This is a genomic window from Leptospira interrogans, assembly GCF_900156205.1.
GTDB lineage: Bacteria > Spirochaetota > Leptospiria > Leptospirales > Leptospiraceae > Leptospira > Leptospira interrogans.
The window spans coordinates 1-20,580 of sequence record NZ_FTNA01000040.1 but is presented as its reverse complement, the minus strand read 5'-3'; the positions used below and the strand labels follow the sequence as shown (position 1 = coordinate 20,580).

Annotated in this window: 17 protein-coding genes; 8 read left to right on the top strand and 9 right to left on the bottom strand. The window is 33.2% G+C overall.

Annotation, left to right across the window (positions count from 1 at the left end; all coding sequences use genetic code 11):
• Positions 1 to 610: 610 nt before the first annotated feature.
• The 3 genes from dinB to ompL47 form a co-directional block, all read right to left on the bottom strand.
• Entirely contained in the window at positions 611 to 1,699 is a 1,089-nt protein-coding gene (dinB, locus tag BW942_RS19590) for a DNA polymerase IV (RefSeq protein ID WP_000450032.1), read from the bottom strand.
• Positions 1,700 to 1,726: 27 nt separating this feature from the next.
• Positions 1,727 to 2,482 (bottom strand): ComF family protein, encoded by a 756-nt coding sequence (locus BW942_RS19585; RefSeq protein WP_000424814.1) that lies wholly within the window; start codon positions 2,480 to 2,482, stop codon positions 1,727 to 1,729.
• A 92-nt stretch (positions 2,483 to 2,574) separates the two neighbouring features.
• Positions 2,575 to 3,675 carry a multi-beta-barrel domain surface protein OmpL47 gene (gene ompL47 / locus BW942_RS19580; protein WP_000678902.1) on the bottom strand — a complete coding sequence of 367 codons (1,101 nt, stop codon included), beginning with the start codon at positions 3,673 to 3,675 and terminating at the stop codon, positions 2,575 to 2,577.
• A gap of 84 nt (positions 3,676 to 3,759) precedes the next feature.
• On the opposite strand from ompL47, the gene BW942_RS19575 reads away from it, so the two are divergent.
• Positions 3,760 to 4,437 carry a flagellar filament outer layer protein FlaA gene (locus BW942_RS19575; RefSeq protein WP_000730586.1) on the top strand — a complete coding sequence of 226 codons (678 nt, stop codon included), beginning with the start codon at positions 3,760 to 3,762 and terminating at the stop codon, positions 4,435 to 4,437.
• 1,838 nt (positions 4,438 to 6,275) lie between these two features.
• The gene (locus tag BW942_RS19560) at positions 6,276 to 6,572 is read left to right on the top strand and encodes a helix-turn-helix domain-containing protein (RefSeq protein WP_000477068.1); all 297 of its coding nucleotides are present in this window, start codon (positions 6,276 to 6,278) and stop codon (positions 6,570 to 6,572) included.
• Positions 6,573 to 7,019: 447 nt separating this feature from the next.
• Here BW942_RS19560 and BW942_RS19555 read toward each other — a convergent pair whose 3' ends face one another.
• Positions 7,020 to 7,202, bottom strand: coding sequence for a hypothetical protein (locus BW942_RS19555; RefSeq protein WP_000864080.1), 183 nt, complete (start codon positions 7,200 to 7,202; stop codon positions 7,020 to 7,022).
• Between BW942_RS19555 and lpxD the strand changes: the two genes are divergently transcribed.
• The 3 genes from lpxD to BW942_RS19535 all read left to right on the top strand — a co-directional run bounded on the left by lpxD (position 7,192) and on the right by BW942_RS19535 (position 11,512).
• Complete coding sequence (gene lpxD, locus BW942_RS19550; RefSeq protein WP_000644954.1) at positions 7,192 to 8,214, top strand: UDP-3-O-(3-hydroxymyristoyl)glucosamine N-acyltransferase; 1,023 nt, start codon at positions 7,192 to 7,194, stop codon at positions 8,212 to 8,214. The genes BW942_RS19555 and lpxD overlap by 11 nt on opposite strands.
• Before the next feature lie 904 nt (positions 8,215 to 9,118).
• A complete protein-coding gene (locus BW942_RS19540; protein ID WP_001139790.1) occupies positions 9,119 to 10,009 on the top strand; it encodes a DMT family transporter in 891 nt (296 codons plus the stop codon).
• A 264-nt stretch (positions 10,010 to 10,273) separates the two neighbouring features.
• Complete coding sequence (locus BW942_RS19535; protein ID WP_001088655.1) at positions 10,274 to 11,512, top strand: BaiN/RdsA family NAD(P)/FAD-dependent oxidoreductase; 1,239 nt, start codon at positions 10,274 to 10,276, stop codon at positions 11,510 to 11,512.
• A 234-nt stretch (positions 11,513 to 11,746) separates the two neighbouring features.
• Here BW942_RS19535 and BW942_RS19530 read toward each other — a convergent pair whose 3' ends face one another.
• From BW942_RS19530 to BW942_RS19510, 5 genes are all read right to left on the bottom strand, one after another.
• Positions 11,747 to 12,082, bottom strand: coding sequence for a VOC family protein (locus tag BW942_RS19530; RefSeq protein WP_000581246.1), 336 nt, complete (start codon positions 12,080 to 12,082; stop codon positions 11,747 to 11,749).
• Positions 12,079 to 12,357: a GNAT family N-acetyltransferase gene (locus BW942_RS19525; protein WP_001068357.1), complete on the bottom strand. Its 279-nt coding sequence runs from the start codon at positions 12,355 to 12,357 to the stop codon at positions 12,079 to 12,081. Before BW942_RS19525 ends, BW942_RS19530 begins: the two co-directional genes overlap by 4 nt.
• A 702-nt stretch (positions 12,358 to 13,059) precedes the next feature.
• The gene (locus BW942_RS19520) at positions 13,060 to 13,503 is read right to left on the bottom strand and encodes a DoxX family protein (protein ID WP_000939462.1); all 444 of its coding nucleotides are present in this window, start codon (positions 13,501 to 13,503) and stop codon (positions 13,060 to 13,062) included.
• 86 nt (positions 13,504 to 13,589) lie between these two features.
• Positions 13,590 to 13,862: a hypothetical protein gene (locus BW942_RS19515; protein ID WP_001069285.1), complete on the bottom strand. Its 273-nt coding sequence runs from the start codon at positions 13,860 to 13,862 to the stop codon at positions 13,590 to 13,592.
• A gap of 64 nt (positions 13,863 to 13,926) precedes the next feature.
• Complete coding sequence (locus BW942_RS19510) at positions 13,927 to 14,376, bottom strand: MarR family winged helix-turn-helix transcriptional regulator (protein ID WP_000536657.1); 450 nt, start codon at positions 14,374 to 14,376, stop codon at positions 13,927 to 13,929.
• A gap of 94 nt (positions 14,377 to 14,470) precedes the next feature.
• On the opposite strand from BW942_RS19510, the gene truD reads away from it, so the two are divergent.
• The 3 genes from truD to BW942_RS19495 all read left to right on the top strand — a co-directional run bounded on the left by truD (position 14,471) and on the right by BW942_RS19495 (position 18,404).
• A complete protein-coding gene (gene truD / locus BW942_RS19505) occupies positions 14,471 to 15,697 on the top strand; it encodes a tRNA pseudouridine(13) synthase TruD (protein WP_000424589.1) in 1,227 nt (408 codons plus the stop codon).
• Positions 15,698 to 16,599: 902 nt separating this feature from the next.
• Complete coding sequence (locus BW942_RS19500; RefSeq protein WP_000493032.1) at positions 16,600 to 17,997, top strand: APC family permease; 1,398 nt, start codon at positions 16,600 to 16,602, stop codon at positions 17,995 to 17,997.
• 23 nt (positions 17,998 to 18,020) lie between these two features.
• Positions 18,021 to 18,404 carry a hypothetical protein gene (locus BW942_RS19495; RefSeq protein WP_000849919.1) on the top strand — a complete coding sequence of 128 codons (384 nt, stop codon included), beginning with the start codon at positions 18,021 to 18,023 and terminating at the stop codon, positions 18,402 to 18,404.
• Positions 18,405 to 20,580 lie beyond the last annotated feature (2,176 nt).

Genomic DNA, 20,580 nt, shown 5'->3' with positions numbered 1-20,580 from the left:
GGGAAATAACATTGAGTTTGATAAACTCAGTAAAACGCTTTTTACGAAATCGTTATGTGACTACTACACGGTGAGATAATCCTGTATTGTTAAGAATTTTGACGCTTATAATTGCGATTTCTTTTAAGATTTTGGGACGGTTTTTTACAATTCATTTTGGGGAATTTATTTTTGAAATCAGTAATTTATAGTAGTTTCCACAGTTGTTTTACAAACAAACTTTTTATAAAAGTAGTAGTTCTCACAATTTCCAAATTTGGCTATAAAGTCTTGAATTATAAAAGTTCCTAAGATTTAGAGTGTTTGACTCTTCTTGATAGAAAAAGATAAAATTAACTATCATGAATTTGATATGAAGAAATTAAACAGTTCAAGTTTCAGTTTTTTGTATTAACTTTATGTGAATTTGATCATGATTTATTTTTTTGGAGCTGAAATCTGAATTTTACAAATCGATTTCTAAAATGTGGGAACTGTCGCAAATCACAATTTTAAAAACAAATTCTAAAAATGTATGAGCCCACTTTTACTTTTAGAAATTCTTTCTCATTTTTTTACCCAGAACTTGCATTAGTTTCTATAAGAACTGAAGATTTTTCTTTTTTGAATATTATAAATTTAAAAATAAGTTGGGGTCTTCGTTCTCAGAATTTGGATGAGAAAGGCTGATTCCAAGAAGTCGAATTGCTTTGATCGCCGATTTTTTTCCGTATTTAATTTCGAAAAATTCCTCAAAAAGTTCTATTGCAGTGGAATAAAGTTCGTCCGCTTTGAAGATAGGTTCTGATAAGGTTTTAGATCTGGTCTTTAGACTAAAATCGTAAAATTTAATTTTGAGGGTCAGTGTTTTTCCGGCAAAATCTTTTTTTTCTAATCTTCTTTCTACTACTACGGCGACGTCTTTCAGTTGTTTTAGCAAATCATCATAATCTAATTTGTCTCGATCAAAAGTGCTTTCTGCTCCGAGAGATTTTCTTTCTCGAGAAGATTGGACCATTCGTTCATCCTCGCCTCTGGAAATTTTATAATAGTAAATTCCCATTTTGCCAAAATGTTGAACAAGTTCATCTATACTTTTTGTTCTTAGATCTTTTCCGGTATAAATTCCTAATTCTTTCATCTTCCGTGCTGTAACTTTTCCCACACCGTGAAAGCTACTTACTGGTAACGGATCAATAAAAGAAATTACGTCATCGGGAAGAACGACTGTAAGTCCATTTGGTTTATTTTTCTCAGATGCGAGTTTAGAAATAAATTTAGAATTACCTACACCAGCGGAAGCTGTAAGTTCAGTGCGTTTAAAAATTTCTGTACGGATTTCTTTTGCAATAGTTACTGCAAATGGAATATTCTTTTTATTGAATGTAACGTCTAAATAACCTTCGTCTAAGGAAAGCATTTCGACAAGATCCGTATATTCTAAAAAAATTTCTCGAATCTGTTTGGAAACTTCTTTATATACTTCAAATCGGGGAAAAACAAAAATCGCCTGAGGGGCAAGTTGTGCCGCTTTGGAACAAGGCATCGCGGAACGAACTCCAAATTTACGAGCTTCGTAGGAAGCAGCCGAAACAACCGATCTACTATTAGGAGGTCCACCTACAATTAGAGGTTTGCCTTTGTATTCTGGAAAATCTCTTTGTTCTACGGAGGCATAAAATGCATCCATATCCACATGAATGATTTTGCGCGTTTCCATAATCAATTTTAGTCAGGTTATAAATAGCTAAACATTTGTAATGTCTTTTTCAATTTCGAATTCTATTCCTTCTGTTCGGATCAAGGTTAAAATTCGAACAGAATCGGCTCCGTTTTGGATTAGGATTCTCGCTAACTCGTTTGCAGAAGCGCCTGTAGTAAACACATCATCAATCAAAAGGTAATTTCCTTTTAACTTTCCTTTATACTCCTTCTTGATTTTAAAAGCAAGTCTTGCGTGTATAAAACGATCCGCTAAACTTTTGCCTGCTTGTTTTTGGTCGCTTATCTTTTCGATCGGGTTTATCAAAGGAAAAGGAAGAATATTCTGTGTTCTTTTTAAAGCGAAATCGCAGGACTCGAAAGGCCTTCGTTGGTTTTTAGAATACCATTTTGTTTTTGTGGAAGGCATGAGTAGAATTCCTGAAAAGTTCAGATTCTTCCAAGACTTTAACTCTTTTTTTAAACCTAAACTAAGATAAATGGAAAGAGCATAAACGGATCGTAATTTAATACAATTGATTACCTTGGCTAAAAAAGGAGTTCTATTTTGTAAGAATTTCAGTTCTTCAAAAAATACGTTTCTGGAATTGCAATAGAAACATTCTTTTGAGGTTTGCACTTCTTTACAAATTTTGCATAGAGTTTGTAAAGAAGTCGAAAAATTGGAATATTTTCTGTGACAGAATTTACAAACGCCAATTTTAGAAGAAAAGTGATCGTATCTTCCACAAAATTCACAATTGACCGGTAGAAAAAAATTTAAGAGTTTATAGAGTTCCATATTAAATTACGGTTCTCTAAAATTCTTAGAAGGAATAAAAAAACCCGGAATTTTCTCCGGGTTTTTTTAATAGTTTAGATTTTGTTAAACTTTTATTTTTTTGTAGGTTGAGTAGTAGTAGGTTTCGCTGCAGGAGCCGCCGGAGCGGGAGCAGGTTTTGATTCGGAAGTAGATTGGCTTCCATTGTTTGTTCCTACTTCTACTTTACGAATTTGTGTTGTAGGTGGATTTACATCTACTGCAAAACTGACCTTTTTGGTCTCACTTTCGTTTCCTACGTTGTCAATCGCTTTGGCTTCGATTGTATGTTCACCTTGAGCATCGATCGTGATAGGCTCTGCGTAAGGAACGAAATCTGAATTTTTATCCAATTTAATTAGAATTCTTTTAATTCCGGATTGTCCGTCGACCGCTTTGATTGCAAATGAGTTTCCTTTTCTGGAATATGTTTTCCCATCGATGATTACCAGAGGAGTGTTCCCTTGGATTTCAACTTCCGGTTTTACGTCATCCAAGGTTACTACAAGAATTGCCTCGGAAGAAGAGTTTCCAGAATTATCCACAGCGGAGTATTTAATCAAATTCACTCCAGCCTTTTCTAATTTAATAGGCTGGTTATCATAGGATCTCATGTCTCCACCGTTGATGGAATATTTAATTTCTTTGACACCGGAAAGAGCGTCGATCGCAGAGATTGTATAGGTTACGTTTTTGGAACCGAAGTTATAGCCGTCCAAATTATAAAGAATTTCACTCGGAACAATTTTTACAGTCGGAGCGGTATTATCCACAACGACGACGAGCGCTTTAGCAGGTTCTTTGTTTCCGGCTTTATCCACGGCTCTATAAGTAAGTCGGTTAACGCCTTCTTTTAGAATTGTGATTGGAGAAGTATATTTTGCGTAGTCCATTTCGCCGATTTTATATTCGATATAATCGACCGTGCTGGAGTCGTCTTGGGCGGAAATTTCAAAAGAACTTTTTGAGTTCACATAAAGATCCGCTTTTTTAACTTCTTCTCCCTGAGTAGTTCCAGAATTTTGGGAAGTTTTTGCAGGAGTGGAACTCCCGGATTGTCCTTGAGTATTTGCCTGAGGAGTAGAGCTTTCATCCAGATCTTCCTGGGCAAAAAGCACTACGTTAACAAACATGAATAAAGCGATTGCGAGTCGTACGAGAGTAGAACCCTTCATTTTACACTCCTGTGAATTAGATAATTAGTTTTTTGACGATATTCGGATAGTGGAAACCTTTGGAAGAAGCTGTCAACTGATTCTATGAAAAAAAAAACCTTCTCATTGATTTCATTTACCGAAAGGAAAAATCACCTTTTCTTTGTAATACTATTTTTCATTCTAGTTTCCTTGCCGTTGAGATCTCAAGACAGGTCTTCGGCGGAAATTTGGAAACAGATCGTAGTAGAAGATTTTGAAACGAAAGAATGGAATTCTAAAAATCTCAAAACAAAATTGTCGAAAGAATATCTACCGGAAATCAGAATCTCTACATTGATGCTCAGTCCGGAAAGAAATTCGACTAAAAGCCTACTTTTGGAAGTTCCAGCGGAAAAAAATCAATCTTTTGAAATATTATGGGAGCAAACCTGGAAAACGAAAGGATTTGTGCAAGAATTTCAATTTCATATCTATTCTTCCGGATCGGGAGCATCACTTTACGTTTTACTCAGAGATTCAACATTAGAAGTTAAGAAAATACTAATTACTCATCTCAATTATGAAGGATGGAAAAAGATCAGACTCAACGTGATCCGAAAAATCAGGCAGGACGAGATACTATTTTCTAAACAGATCCCAATTGAATTTTTGGGATTGTTGTACGAAGCACCTTTTACTATGAAACGTGGAACTAGGGATTTATTCGCAATTGATGATATACTTGCGATTGTTAGAGATAAAAATCGGATGTTTATAGATGAATATCGATTGATACGATAGATAAAAACTTTAATTACTCTGTTTTATTGATCTGAGTGAAAACAATTTTTTATAACGAGACGCCGTTTTATGAATCATAAGATTAAAAATTGATTTTGAGTTCCTCACCTTCAAAAATTCAAAAAGAATCAAAATTTAAAAAAAGAGCCTAAGTTTTAGGACGGTTTTGCTATTGTTCTCTTTGTATAATTGATGTTCAATCCAATCGTTTTACACATCAATCATAGAGTTAGCTAAAAAATGAATTCTCCATCTTGTTTCTATTTTATGGAAACGGTTGATTGAAGTTGTTTTGTGAATCGCCGTTATAGAATTTTTTCAACAATTCTAACGTGAATTCAGCAAAAAAATTTGGGCAAATCTGGCTTTGCCTGACTGCGCTTTCAGTTCCGATCAACAAATTGTATGAAAGAAACGTGATGCAATGTTTCGCCTTTCGTTTTAATTCAGAGCTTATCCCAAAACCTCAAAGAATTTTACGCGATAATACTTTAGAAATTTTTAATAAAATGTAGCAGTTCCTATAAATTAGGTCGCGTTTGGTAATTTGCGAACTTTCGGCGCTCCTAACCATAGAAGTGAGACGCTTTTATTTCACAAAAATGTGGGAACTCATACGAAAACTATTATTAGGTGGGTTTAGCGTAAGAAAATAAAGAAAGAATTTTCTAAAAGTATGAGTTCCTGCATTTCTAGGATTTGTTTGTAAAATCGTGATTTGTGGTAGTTCCCACATTTTAGAGATTAATCGGCAAAGTTTAGATTTCAGCTTTTTTCAGAAAAGTGAATCATGACCGAATGCATTTTATAATAACAAAAAATACTCATAGACATTTAACAGAGTTACCAATGGTTTACTTTGGAATAGTTTCTTTTCAATAAAAATGTAAGGTTCCGACTAATCTCTATAAAATTGAGTATTTAGATGTCTATCATAAAGTGCGATTTCACGTAAGTTCGATAGAATCCAATGTGAAAGCGATTTTTATGTTAAGCCCATCGGAGCAGCATTGAATTTAAATTCCGAAGGAATTGAAGCAAAAGAACTCAATGAAAATACTTTTTACGAAAGTGTTTGAAACTCAGTAAAACGCTTTCCTATGGGTCGCGTTTTAGGTTGTGAGCCATTTTAATTATGAAATTCGCGAGCTGCTCTACGACCGACGATCCAACGCGATCATAAAAAGTATTTTGTTGAGTTCAGGAAATTGTTGATTGAGTTTTTTATTTGCTCAGATTTTTTTCTCTGAGTTTACAAGATTGATATGTAAACGATTGGATTACTCAGAACTACATAATAAGGTACCTAATGTTTTACATAGAATCAGCGTTTTGTGATAAAATTAACGGTACTCAATTTTCTAGAGATCAGTAGTAAAAATTGTAAATCGGTACCATGTGACGTAATCTGTAGGAACTACAGCATTTGATTAGAAATTTCTAAGAGATTTTTTGTTTAGAGGGATGTGTGTTTATGAACAGATTTTAATTCGAATTGTAAAATGCTAATCATTTAGATTTGTTGAGTTTCATTTTATAAAACTTTAAATAGAATTGTTGAAAAATTAATTCTTCATCTTGTTTCTGTTTTATGAAATAATCGATTGAAGCAGTTTTGTTAACCATCGCTATGGAATTTTTCAACAACTCTAATTAAGAAAATCTCTATAAAATGAAGTTTTAATTTGGATGTCATGAAATAGAGAAAATATATATAAATTTGATAATCATATTGAAAATTTAAAAGAAAAACCAAATTTGTGAGGATGATCAGTTTATGAATCATTAAAATATCCCATTTTGGTATATTCTATTCCAGGATTTAAAATGAATACGTTTTGTTTAAATCTTTACATTCAAGGGAAGCGAAGATTTTTTGTAAAAATTTAATCGCGGCCAGAAAGAATTCCAAGCTTACTCAACTTGAAGTTGCAAAACGTTTAGGTGAACCTCAGTCTTATATTTCTAAAATTGAATCTGGGGAGCGAAGATTGGATGTGATCGAGTTCTGGAGAATTTTTAAAATTTTAGGTAAATCAATCGAATTTTATTTTCAGTTTGACGAAAAACAAGACGGTTCTGAGAAAAAATCAAAAACTTTAAAAGTGGCTAGTAACAAACGCAAAAAAAAATGACGCTTTATGAATTCGTCTTATCGCTGATTTAAAAATCTTGTTTTTAAAACTTCAAAGAAACTAACACTAGAAATGTGGGAACTCCCAGCTTTATTAAATAACGGTGAGTTCGGCGTAAGGAAATGAGAAAAGATTCTCTAAAAGTATGAGTTCCTACAATTTTAGAATTTATCTGTAAAAATTTGAATTTGTGAGAGTTTCTACAGGATTCATTAACCTTAAATATTCGTATTTCGGGGAGTTCCTACATTTTCGAAGCTTTACTGTAAAACTCGGATTTGTGGTGGTTCCCACATTTTATTTTCTACAGAAAAATTAAGTCTATAAAACGAAAATCTTACACCGAACTAAGATGATTTTAGAATTTTTTGATCAATGGTTGTTCTGGATCTGACTATCTGAGTAAGAAATTCTCTTTTTAGATTTTTACACCAAATTCACGTTAAATTAACAAACAGTGTCTGTTTTAAAAAGACTAAAAGGTTTCAGATTATAAAACATTTTTGCAATCTTTTGAAACAATTTTAATTCTTTTATAATTCGGATTCTTTTTGTTGCAAATGAATAAAATGAAAAAAACGAGTTGAATTCCTTTTTTATATGATAAGAATTTGATCCGATGAAAGCCAAAAATTTAGCGGAAATATTGGGCGTAGAACTAAAGGGTGACGGAGAAATTGAAATCAGCGGAATCGGAGATATTGAAAATCATTCCGATATTCTACCCGATCGAATTTATTATATCGAAGCGAAAAAACACCTAATCGGTAATCCGAAAGTAAAACAGGTTCAGTTAGCACTTACGATTCCTTCTTTGGCTGGTGAGTTTCCTACCGCCTTAGTGGTTTTAGAACAACAAGCAAGACTTAAATTTATAGAGTTGCTTTCTCTTTTTGAAAAGAAGCCGAAACTTCCTCCTCCTTTTATTTCTGATAAAGCAAGCATTCATAAAAATGTCCGTTTGGGCAAAAACGTTACAATTATGGATTTCGCTGTGATTCACGAAAATGTGGAAATCGGAGATAATTGTTTTATTTATCCGAACGTTGTCATTGAAAACGGTGCGAAGATCGGTGAAGGTACCATTTTAAAATCTGGGGTTGTTGTAGGTTATAGTTGTATTCTTGGAAAGTTCAATCTTATTCATGCGAATACGGTGATCGGTGCAGATGGGTTTGGTTTTTATGATAAGGAAGGAGTACGTTATAAAATTCCTCAGATAGGAAACGTAGTCGTTGGAGATTATGTTGAAATGGGGGCGTGTTGTACTGTGGATAGGGCAACGATTGAAACTACAACTGTCGGAAATCATACTAAGTTTGATGATCATGTTCACATTGCTCACAATTGCAAAGTAGGGGATTACGTATTTATTGCCGGTGGGACCGTTCTTGCGGGTTCCGTTACTTTGGAAGATGGAGTTATCATGGGTGGTCAAGCTGCGGTTTTACAGGGAATCACTATGAAAAAGGGTTCTATTCTTATGGGTATGTCTGCTCTCGGTGAAGACAGCGTTGAGAAAGTTGCTTATTTTGGAATTCCTGCAAAACCTGCGATTGAAATGCATAGAATTCATTCTTCGATGTCTAAACTTCCGGAGCTCGTGAGAGAACATAGAAATCGTTCTAAGAATTCAATTTAAATTTAAGAATTTATCATTTCTTTTCAGGTTGAATTGGATTGCCACGGTTAAATGGAGATTTCATTCGGAGACTTGATTTGAGAATCTTCATTTTGGGATTTTATTGAAGATATTTTCCTTAAGACCCTAAAAAATTTTTAGAGTTTGTTCCAAAACCTCAAAAAATTTACACGATAATTTTCTTTAGAAATTTTTAATAAAATGCAGTAGTTCCTATAAATTCATAACCAACCCCACAAATAATTGGATCTCAATATAAATCTGTCGGAATTACGACAAATCTTCTGTAAAACTTAGTTCCCGCCTCACAACGCGACCCATAGGAAAGCGTTGTGTTGAGTTTTTCCTATTTTTGGGTGGGGGAGGAGGTGGAAAAGTTTTCTTTATCAGAAAAACATACTTTTTGCAAGTAAAAAGACTCATTCTTGTCGGAACACTTGAAAAATGTGCCTTTTTGAGCCCAGAACGGCGATCCATAGAAAGCCCGTTCTGTTGAGTTCATTTTGATTCTAAAATCTATTCAACTTGTGGGGTTGGTGATGCTATAAATTCAGTTGCATTTGGCAATTTGTGAACTTTCGAGTAGTTCCCACATTTTTGAGGTGTTTTGGGATAAGCTTTTAGGATTTGAGAACTCCTTTTCGGCTTTTAATGATCAATCCGTTTTTCCATTTATAAATAATTTACAGCGATGTTAATTGTGGGAACTCTTACAAATTTGGATTTTACGGTGAAATTTTGAAAATGTGGGAACTACTGCACTAAAGAATAAAATCGTATCTGAGTACTAACACTCTGTATTTTCGGTTTATTAAAAAAATTCTTTCTAATGTTCTTATATTAAACTATAAAGTAAAGATTGAATCTAATTTTCCATTTTCAAGATTGGTAAAACGGTTCATCAATGCCCTCTAACAATGCTAGTACGAAATTTTATTTTTTTCTTGTGATCGCAATGATCTCTTGGGGTTTTGCTTGGCCTTCTGCTAAACTAATCGTAGGGACTCAACATCCAAATGTGATTATCTTCTGGAGATTTTTGGCGACTGCTATTTCACTTCTTCCAATCGTTTTCTATAGAAAGGAATCCTTTAGGCTACCGAATTTTAAAGTATGTTTTCAAGTTATCATCGGGGGAATACTTTATACAGCCTACAATCAGTTTTTTCTTTTGGGTTTAAAGAATGGGCTTGCCGGAGCGGGAGGTGTTCTTGTGACCACGATGAATCCAATCTTTACTTACGTATTTGTTCATACTTTACAAAAGAAATTACCTTCTATCCGGGAAGGGATTGGACTTTTACTTGGTCTGGTAGGCGGCTGTATTCTTCTTAGGATTTGGGAACTAAATTTAAATTCTTTATTCAATTCTGGTAATATTTTCTTTCTTCTTTGTGCGTTTAGTTGGGCTTTTTTAAGTATAAACAGTCATAGAGCGGGTCAAAACGTTTCTCCACTTTTATATAGCTTTTACGTTTTTGCAATTGGGACCTTATTGGACTTCTTTATCGCATTGCCGCATGGATTAGAAAACGCACTGAATGCCGGAGCTAATTTTTGGTTTCATATTCTTTATCTTTCAGTCATATCTACAACTTTTGGAACTACGGTTTATTTTTTTGCTTCTTCTAAGTTGGGTTCTAGAGCTGCGAGTTCGTTTATCTTTTTAGTTCCTGCTACGGCTCTTTTGGGTAGTTGGATTTTTCTGAATGAAAATCCGAGTTTTACTACGACTATAGGTGGAACTTTTGCCGTTCTTGCTGTCTTTCTATTAAACCGAAATCAAGATGAATAAGAATAGATGAAGTTACAGAAATAGAAAATGGTTTATAAAAGTAATAATTATCCATAGATAGATCAAAAAAAATCATTCATAGTTTATAAAATTTAAATATAATAATAGTGATTTAATGAAAATATTTGACTGCGCATAGGATGAATAAGGTTATTCTTCTGAAATCTGAAAAGTAAGTTTTGTATTTAACACTTACAACATTTCTAAAATAGGAATCATCTTAAAATAAAATCCGATAAAAAATTCAAAAGAGGTTTTTTTATTATGAATTCTAGGTCGGAAGAACGACCAAAGATAGCTGTGATTGGGGGCGGAGCGGCAGGTTTTTTTGGAGCGATTCAAATTGCTTCCGAAGGAACTTGCGAAGTTATTCTTTTAGAAAAAGGAAAACAATTTCTTTCCAAGGTAAAAATATCAGGTGGAGGAAGGTGTAACGTTACGCATCATTGCCTAGATCCCGAAACCCTGAGTAAAAATTATCCCAGAGGAGAAAAAGAACTTCGCTGGGCTTTTGAGACTTTCGGCCCCAAGGATACGATTCGATGGTATGAAGAGCGTGAGGTAATTTTGAAAACAGAGGCAGATGGAAGGATGTTCCCGATTACTGATTCTTCCGAAACGATCCTCCAAACTTTGTTTCAAGAGGCTAAAAAAAACGGAGTAAAATTGAAGACTCATATGGAAATTCATTCGGTGATTTCTGAGTCGAATTCCAACTTTCAAATCGAGCTTAAAACAGGAGAAACATTAGAATTTAATAAAATACTATTTGCTACTGGTTCCGGTAGAAAGGCTTGGAATTGGCTCGATGCGCTGGGACATACGATAGTAGAGCCGGTTCCTTCTTTGTTTACTTTTAAAATTTCAGATGCTCGTCTGGAAAATTTATTTGGACTTGCTTTTGAAAATGTGGAATGTTCGTTGGTTGAATTTGGTTATTCGCAACTAGGACCTTTATTGATCACACACTGGGGCGTAAGTGGGCCTTCAGTTTTAAAACTTTCCGCAAAAGGTGCAAGAGAGCTCTTTGAGAAAAAATACGATACAATTTTAAAAATCAATTTTGTTCCTGGAATGAAAAAGGATGAGGTTCGAAAAAAGATTGAAAAAGAAAAAGAACTTCATCCGTCCAAATTTGTCTCTAAAACTCCGATCCTCGGTCTTCCTAGAAGATATTGGGAAAGAATATTAGAAATTCATTTTATAGATTTTTCTAAAAAATGGTCTGGGTTGTCGTCTAGGGATTTACACGTAATTACCGAAGAGCTAACCGACGCAAGATTTAGAATTTCGGGAAAAGGGGAATTTAAAGATGAGTTTGTTACCTGTGGAGGAGTGAGTCGCAAAGAAGTGAATTTTAAAACAATGGAAAGCAAAATCGTTCCGGGAATTTTTTTTGCAGGTGAGGTTTTAGATGTGGATGGAGTTACCGGCGGTTTTAATTTTCAGAATGCTTGGACCACTTCTTATATAGCGGCACGTGGTATTTTGAATTCAATTTAAAATTTTGCCTTAAAATTTTAAATAAGATAAATTCGGTATAAGAAAATCTGGGTGAATAAAAACTTAGATGTTACGTTGAAACTCAGTAAAACGCTCTATATGGATCGTATTTTAGAGACACAACATAATAATTTTTTTACATTGGAACTACCAAACTCATATGAATTATAAAAAATGAATGTTTAAAAATCTGTAATGTGACGTAAACTGTGGGAACTACTGCAAAATACAAGATCAAAAAGGCCAAGGGTTTGGATAAGAAGAATAACCCAAAAGATTTCCATCTGGGTCCTTAAAATATTTAGTATATTCGGTTTCTTGAATCCAATTGGGAAGAGTTCCTAAATCTTCAGGCTTTAAATCGGATGCGGAAAAAATCAAAGCTTTGGGGCCTTTACAAATATTATCAATTTCTAACATTAAAATCGTATCACCCGCAATAAACCAAATGGATCGAATAGACTGATCTGTATTTTTATTGATCCGTATTTTTTTCAAACCGGGGAGTGATTCGTAAAACTTTTCAAGCGTTTCTATGTTTGGAGAACCAATTGCGATATGATGAATCATTTTGCGATTAAATCATTATAAGTAGGATTTCTGTTTAAAAAAGTTACCACATAAGAACAACTCGGAATGATTTTTTTATTTAAGGAACGAGCTTTATCTAAAGTGGTTCGAACAAGGTCTGCTGCAAGGCCCTTTCCTCTAAGTTCAGAAGGAACATAAGTAGAAATTAAATTCCAAATATCACCTTCTTCTTTATAAAAAAGATAGGATTGAAACCCGTCTATTTCAGCGTAAAATTTTGACTCCTTTTCGGAGTGAGTAACGATCGGATTCATTCTTCAATTCTAAGATCCATTAGGAATTTTATCAACCTGAAAGAATAAGGTATTTTTTAAAACTTACAGTTACAGAAACTTAAAATTTGTCATGTTTCTAGGATTCTAACTAATTGACTGATCCCTATAAAATTGAGTATAAAAAAGTTTTATTACAAAGTCCTGTTTCAAAGTAAAATATTGGGTACTCAGAACTCGTCCCAAAACCTCAAAGAATTTTATGCGATCATTCTTTAGAAATTTTTAATAAAATGCAGTAGTTCCTACAAGTTAGTCGCATTTAGCAATTTGTAAACTTTCGAGTAGTTCTAATGTCGTTAAATTTTCGCAGTAGTTCCCATATTTTTGTGAAACTCAATCTCACGGATTGGTGGAAACTCAGCGTTACGCTTCTATAGGCGCTCGAAGTAACTCAACAAACGCCTCTCTATGGATCGGTGTTTAGGATTTGGGACAAGTTTTTAAGAGAATTTTTAAAAGTATAAAAAACTTTTATAAAATAGATTTTTAATTTTTATGATGGCAGTAAAAAAATCCAAAAAAATTTAATCGTTTTATTATGCGATATTATTTAAATATATTATAATATTATTACATATATAACAGATCGTCTGCAGTTCGCTTTACCGCTCTCGAAAAAAATTATAGTAATCGTATCTAAATCTTTCGAGAGCGAGTAGAAGTTTTTTTTGAAATCAACTTTTAGTTTAGTTTTTCTTCTATCAGTGAATCTACGGAAGCTTTTCCTCCGCCTTTGACCAAAAGTGCCAAAGAAATTGCTATGAAAAGAAGGTGAAATTCATATCCTTCTCCCTGCTGATTTCCAAACCAATTCATAAACAAACCGTTTGGTAAATGAATCAGAGCTGCTCCGATCATGATGATTCCGATTCCAAAAGCAGATAATCTTGTCAGAAAACCGAAGATAAGCCCAAGTGCTCCGAGAGATTCTCCGATAATAACTAAAAATGCGATTGGCGCAGGAATTCCTTGTCCTATAAAATATCCCATGGTTCCCGAAAATCCGTAACCTCCAAACCAACCTAATAGTTTTTGAGCTCCGTGCGGAAATATTACAATTCCTGCAACTAGTCTAAGGATTAAAGATCCTAAGTCTGAATCCGTCTTAAAAAATTTTTGAAGCATTTTATTTCCTCCTAAATGATTCCAAGTTTGTAGTTTTGTTCTTTGATGATAAATAATTTAAATTTAAAGTATTGAGTATTTCTTTTTCAGTAGGAAAAGTTTTTTAGTAGTATAAGAGTTTTCAAGTATTTTAGAAAGATAGAATGTGAGATAAAATCCGCCGGAAATAAAAAACTTGTCCAAACGTTTTTCTTAAATTGCCTTTCAGATAGATAAAGTCGTATTAAATAAAAGAAGTTGATATTTTTAATTTTTGATTTAGGAATTTTTATATATTTTTTGTTAAAAGAAGCAATTATTTGATTACAAAGAGTATATTTGAATATTAAACTATTTTGATTCGAAGTATTAGGATTCATTCTTATAAAAATTCTAAAATCAATGTATTAGTTTTAATATTTTTTTTCTGGATAAGTAAAGGATTCATATCGTTTTTAATCCGATTTCCTTACAAAAATCTCCTAAATCCAAAAGTTGGTTTTCCGATAAATTTCCGAACTTGTGAACTAAAGAATTTAATAAATCGGGAAACGCTTTCTGAATGAGTTTTTTCCCCTCGGAAGTTAGATGAATGATGATATAACGTCTGTCTTCTTCGCTTCTAACTCTTTGTACTAATTTTCTTTTTTCGAGGTTATCGACGATCTGAGTAATGTTGCCTTCGCAGGAAAATAACTTTTGTCCGATTTCTTTTTGGCACATGGGACCTAAATGGAGTAAAGTTTCTAAACAACCGAATTGGCCTGTGGTCAATCCGTACTTAGAAAATACTTTTTCTTCCAATTGACGAATTGAGTCGGAACACCGGCTGAGTTTGATAAACGCGTTTAAAACCGCTGTTTCGCGACTATTTCCTTTATAGTGGGTTCCCATAAATACTTTAAATTTAAACTATTTAATTTCAAACTACTTTGACAGTCAAGGAATTTTTGAATTCAAGATTGTTTCTATTTGTGGTTTCTATGTTTTGGAACTTGTGCAGCCATTTAGCGGTTTTTTAGTCTATGATTTGAAACAAACACCAGAAGATTTTCAGGTTGAGGAGATTCTTCCTTCAGATTTGATCCAAAAAACTGGGAAATGGATGATCTTTAGGCTTCAAAAATCTGGTTGGAATACGTTAGACGCGCTTCTGAGGATTTCTAAAGAGTCTAAAGTTTCTATTTTTGAAATCGGTTATGCCGGAAAAAAAGATCGTCACGCTTCTACTTCTCAATACATAAGTTGTCAAAAACCTTTGAGGGTTCCTAAAGAACTCACAAAGGTAATTCAATTGGATAAAATTGGTTTTAGTAAAAAATCGTTAAGTACAGAATTAAATGTTGGCAATCGATTTCAACTTGTTCTAAGAAATTTGCTCGAAAAAGAAATCGAATCGATTCGAAATAATTTCGAAAAGATTACTAAAAACGGTTTTATTAACTATTACGATTCACAACGATTTAGTCGCTTTCACTCGGAGTTCCGGCTTCCTATTTTACCGTTTTTTAAAGGAGACGCGGAAACTTGTCTAAAGCTGATTCTGACAGATCCTTTTCCTGGAGAAAAAAAACAGGCTCGGGACAGAAAAAAAATTCTTTATGACCTTTGGGGAAATTGGTCTCAGTGTGAAAAATGGTCTAAGAGCAAATTGGAAAAAAATATTTTTTCCAATTTAAAAAAAGAAAAAAAACCGACACAAAAAACCTATTCCGATTTGATTCTTCGATTTCCGGAAGAAGAATTATTGATGTTAGTTTCTTCGTTTCAGTCTTTGATCTGGAACGAATTTGTATCCGAAATTTTCATTTCCGACAATTTTACTGGAGTTTGGATTAAAACAAAAACTGGCCCTTTGTTTTTTCCGGGAGAATCCTCTATTCAATCCGTTCCATTTTCCAAAAATCTTCCGGTTCCAGGTAATCCAGGAATTTATAAATTAGAATATTCTAAAAAAGAAATAGATACTTTAAAGAAAATACTAAATCAAAACGGATTGACCGAATCGGTTTTGGATAGTTCCCCTTTTCCAATTATTAAAATGAATTCTTTTGAACGAAAAGTGAGAATACTTCCAAATGATTTTCAAATTGGCGATTTTGAAGAAGACGATCAGCATCCTGGAAAAAGGAAAGTTAAAATATCTTTTCGACTCCCTTCAGGAGTCTATGCAACTATGCTAATTAAGCGGTTAATGCTAAGGTCGCGTATATAACATTCACTTTAGAATCTGAAAAAGAAGTTATAAGAATTGTCTTTGGATGGGTTTTTACCCAACTTGAAATATTTGACAATAGAGTTGTTGAAAAATTCCCTAGTTCCGATTAACAAAACTGCTTCAATTGACCGTTTCCATAAAATAGAAACAGATGGAGAATTAATTTTTCAACAATTCTAATAACTTCTAAAACCGTTCGATAATAGAGTCTTCGCATTTTTATACAAACTTACTACTCGGACGCGTGAAAATGGTACCAAAGTTAACAGGTAATTTTTTAAAAATATAGAAGTCCTCGCGAAGTTGCGTCAAACCTAGAATTATTGGCTTTTTTGAAGGGCTCACTTCTAAGTTTTGAAATGAGCACGGTATAGTATCTTTTTCATGCGTTCGAATCGTAAAATTTCTAAATCATAAAAAGATTAAGAAAGTAGAGTCGATCGATATTGTGAATCTTTTTCGTTGAATCCGTTTCCATGTTACTTTGTAAGTGGCTTAAAAAATTGAAAGGTTTACAGTTTAGCGTTGATTTCTATAAAATTGAGTACCGAAAATTTTCGCCAATAGCTATTTGAGTATAAAATATTAGGTACTCTGTTATATAGTTCTAAATAAATTTCCTTTTGGATTTTTAAACAAAATATAAAATCTTTTTGAAAGAAACAGATTTAAAAAACACTAAAAACTATCTAAAAAACGGCTTAAAACAACTAAAATCATAAGCTTCTAATAGACATGGATAGTGCAACCAAAACAATTCTAATACTATTAGCTACCTTTCTAAATTTAAAAAAAAACTATAAAAGGAAAAATCCTTGTTCATGGTGACGGAACTATCATACTGTCAGAAAATGACGCAGCTCAAGAGATCCCTCAATTTATTCGATTCTATATCACTTATGTTTAGTTCCATGGTAGGACCGGGGATCTTTATCACAACTGGATATATTCTTCATCAGGTTCCAAATCCTAATATCGTTTTACTCGCTTGGATCTTAGGAGGATTTCTTGCAGTAGCGGGAGCAATGTCTTATGCAAAATCTGCTTCACTTTTTCCTTATGCTGGAGGAGATTATGTTTATCTAAAAGAAGCCTATTCGCCGATTGTCGCATTTGCAAGTGGATGGCTTTCTCTTTCTATCAATTTTTCGGCTTCGATTTCTCTATCTGCATTAGCATTTTCTAAATCGTTTTTTTCATTAATTAATCCTTCTTGGGATATTTATTTTTTTGAAATTCCGTTTTTAGGATTAACGATTTCGATTGGAACTGCACAGATTTTGGCGATGAGCGCAATTCTTGTATTTACGATCGTCAATTTTTTTGGAATTTCCACTGCATCTAGAATTCAAAATTTATTCACAAGCGTAAAAATTTTAGGTTTGGTATCTTTTGTAATTTTGGGATTTGTCATTGGAAATTATGATATTTCTCGATTTAAATCATTCTCTTTGTTTCCTTCTGATTTAAAAGGATTTGAACTTTTGTTTGCGGGAGTGATTCCCGTGACATATTCTTATCTTGGGTGGAATATGATAACTTATGTTGCAGAAGAAGTCAAAGATCCGGATAAGAATATTTATAAAGCGGTTTTATATTCCTGTGCGTTAGTTACTATTCTTTATATTCTAATGAACTTCCTTTTTTTGAGTTCCGGAACTCTTTCAGAATTATCGGGGGATAAAATAGGAATTACAGCGTCATCTGCTTTGTTTGGTCCTAAAGCAACTGTTTTCATCACTGTTTTTATTTGTTGGGCTTTTTTAGCTTCAATCTCAGCTTATATCATAGGAGGTTCAAGAATTTATTTTGCTATGGCAAGAGACGGATTCTTTTTTCAGAATATGGCAAAGTTGCATTCTAAACATAAAAGTCCTTATATGTCACTTCTCTTTCAATGTGGTTATGCTTGTTTATTTTGTTTTGTAAAGGAGATAGAAAGTCTTCTTTACCTAATTACTTGTTCTACATTACTTCTCGCTACGATTACAGCGTATACGCCGATTCTTTTTGAAAAAAGAAATTACAAATTGAAATTTAGAATTCCAGGATATCCTTATACAACTTATTTATATATCGCCTCCAATTTTGGTATTATTGCGACATTACTTTGGAATAAACCGACGGAGGCCTTTTGGGGAGTTGGCTTCACATTTCTTTCTATACCAATGTATTACTATTTTAAAATAATGCAAAATACTTTATCAAAAAATTCTACTCCTCTTGAAACCCCAGAGGTTTTGGCAACGAGTCTACTTCCAGAAAATGAACCGGTTCCAATTGCCAGTGGAGAATAGTAATAATTGAAATTAATTTTACTTTGAAGACAAAATGTAGATTCAAGCTTCATTCCATTTTGGGAATTGTTTCTATCTTACTTTTAAGTTGTAAAAATTTTTTTCCTATATTCAATTTTTTGAATTCTTTATTTTTTCAGGATTTTTCTTTGATCTTAGGAAAAATAGGAATCTTTTTGGGGCTGATCGCGTTTTTAACGGGTTGTGGGTTGGGAAAATATCGTTTCGTTCAAAATTCTAAATATACGGAAGTTCATATTCTTCTTTTATTAGGCGGCTTAATTTTGCAAGTTCCAAGTCTTTCCGAAAATCATTCTAACTTTTATGCAAATATAGCGGCTTGGTTGGGGTATCCTTGTATTTTAATGGGTTGGATTTACGGCAGAAAAATTCGAAAAAAGAAATAAAATTTTACCTCAGGCTGTGTAATAAATACCTAACATTTTGTATTAAAGCAGAGCTTTATAATGAAGATTTACGGTACTTAATTTATGGGATTAGTAAGAAGGCATATATCTTTTTGTATCGACTTCAGTTTCTTATACTATATAATCTTTTTTTAATTTTTCCGTGGGTAGTTTTGTCGTTTCTTGAATAGAGTTGTTGAAAAATTAATTTTCCATTTGTTTTCGTTGTATTGAAATGGACAGTTGAGGTAATTTTGCTAATCCCCACTGTAAATTTTTCTTCGCGTCAAAGTTTTTGCTCAGTAGTTTCATTTTTGCCGTATATAACTGTAAATGTATTTCCTGATATTTGTATATTCCAGAATTTATTAGATTAATCATCTTACGTTAGTCTCTTATGAATCGTATTTCTTATTTGAAATAGATTTTGATAGAGTGAGTTGAAAAAAATTTTCTAAAACTTAGAACTTGTCTCAAAACCTTAAAGAATTTAGATAATAGTTTTTTAGAAATTTTTAATAAAACACAATAGTTCCTACAAAAACCGTCACCTTTGGTAATTTGCGAACCTTCAGTAATTCTAATATTGTTAAATTTTTGTGTGAGTTCCCACATCTTGAGGTTTTGGGACAAGTTCTTAGATATAGTAAGCATTACTCAGTAGTATGAAAGTTGATACTATGAGTTGTTTCTGAAATTAGGATATCCTACAAAAAAACCAATAATTCTGGGTTAGATACAATTTTCGAGAACTTCTAAATCTTTGTAAAATGGATCATTAATTTTGATACTGTTTTCATGCGCTTTTAGAGATTCTTAATAAAATACAGTAGTTCCTACAAATTAGGCTGCATTTGGTCATTTGTGAATTTTCGAGCAGTTCTAATGTTGTTAAATTTTCATAGTAGTTTCCACATTTTGTGAAATTCAAATCTCAAATGCCGATCTTTAGAGGAATTTACTGAGTGTAGTTCAAGCAGGTACTCGAAGTAACTCAGCAAACACCTCTCTAGGGTTGGTGTTTAGGATTTGGGACAACTCTAAAGAGGATAGTCGTCTTTTATTGAATGTGAGTTCGGTATAAGAGCATGATTTATTTTTCTAAAAAAAGTTGAGATCTTAGTTTTGCAGATCGTGTGGGAACTCCCAGAGTAATCCAGATTACAAAAAACGAATCTTCATTGTGATGACCGAATTTTGTGGGAACTATTACGATTGTCGAATATTGGTTGTGAGATTTTTAGTTTAACGTGAGTTCGACGTAAGGAATCCATGGTTCATTTTTCTAAAAAAGTTGTGATCTCGATTCCTAAAATGTGGGAACTCCCGCAAATCCCGATTTTACGAACAAATTCTAAAATTGTAGGAGCTCATACTTTTAAAAAGTTCTTTCTCGTTTTCTTACACCGAGTTGAACTCACATAATAAAATTTCTCTGAGTGAATACTGTTGTTATGTGAGCATTATCAAATCAAAAATTAATTTTATAAAGGCTTCACTACAAACTGCAAGTTTGTTCCAAAAGTTAGAAGTTTAAAATCTCTTACAAAAATGATCATAAATTCAAAGATAGGAGTGCAATTTGTAGGAACTATTGTATCCCACAAATTCGCCATTTAACTTTCTGGTCTCATTTCCATATTTTGCAATAAGAGAAGAATTTTTACAAAATGCATTTGACTTAGAAAGATGTGATTTATACTTTGGTCCCTACGGCTGTTTCAAAAATGAGACAGCGTAATCTGTATAACTGGGCAATTTTCTTCTTCGTTTGGAGCATTGATTCCATACTAAGTAAAAGAAATTTGTTTTGGGAAGACTTAAGTTCATTAACAACATATATACTGCGATAGAGAGGTTCTTGAGAGTAGAGGTGCTCTTGAGAACACAAAAAATGTAAAGATTAGCAAAGACAATTTTGATTGAGTTGATGTTGCTCACGAAAGAGATTCGGGCGACATTCATATCTCGAACGAGATCGGTAATTCAAAAAATTTTTACAGCTACACATCATTCTACAGGTTAAATAAAATGCTTTTTCTCTTGAGTGAGAAGATAGCCCAAACGAGATCAAAAGCGAATAACGGGAACGTTATTTGTTTCGTAATATGGTCAAGTAAGAAAGGGCGTACGGGGGATGCCCGGGCATCAGGACGCGATGAAGGACGTGGCTTTC

Coding starts and splice junctions, on each gene's coding strand:
- dinB (WP_000450032.1), bottom strand. CDS start 1,699: ATGGAAACGCGCAAAATCATTCATGTGGATATGGATGCATTTTATGCC.
- BW942_RS19585 (WP_000424814.1), bottom strand. CDS start 2,482: ATGGAACTCTATAAACTCTTAAATTTTTTTCTACCGGTCAATTGTGAA.
- ompL47 (WP_000678902.1), bottom strand. CDS start 3,675: ATGAAGGGTTCTACTCTCGTACGACTCGCAATCGCTTTATTCATGTTT.
- BW942_RS19575 (WP_000730586.1), top strand. CDS start 3,760: ATGAAAAAAAAAACCTTCTCATTGATTTCATTTACCGAAAGGAAAAAT.
- lpxD (WP_000644954.1), top strand. CDS start 7,192: ATGAAAGCCAAAAATTTAGCGGAAATATTGGGCGTAGAACTAAAGGGT.
- BW942_RS19540 (WP_001139790.1), top strand. CDS start 9,119: ATGCCCTCTAACAATGCTAGTACGAAATTTTATTTTTTTCTTGTGATC.
- BW942_RS19535 (WP_001088655.1), top strand. CDS start 10,274: ATGAATTCTAGGTCGGAAGAACGACCAAAGATAGCTGTGATTGGGGGC.
- BW942_RS19530 (WP_000581246.1), bottom strand. CDS start 12,082: ATGATTCATCATATCGCAATTGGTTCTCCAAACATAGAAACGCTTGAA.
- BW942_RS19525 (WP_001068357.1), bottom strand. CDS start 12,357: ATGAATCCGATCGTTACTCACTCCGAAAAGGAGTCAAAATTTTACGCT.
- BW942_RS19520 (WP_000939462.1), bottom strand. CDS start 13,503: ATGCTTCAAAAATTTTTTAAGACGGATTCAGACTTAGGATCTTTAATC.
- BW942_RS19515 (WP_001069285.1), bottom strand. CDS start 13,862: ATGAATCCTAATACTTCGAATCAAAATAGTTTAATATTCAAATATACT.
- BW942_RS19510 (WP_000536657.1), bottom strand. CDS start 14,376: ATGGGAACCCACTATAAAGGAAATAGTCGCGAAACAGCGGTTTTAAAC.
- BW942_RS19500 (WP_000493032.1), top strand. CDS start 16,600: ATGTTTAGTTCCATGGTAGGACCGGGGATCTTTATCACAACTGGATAT.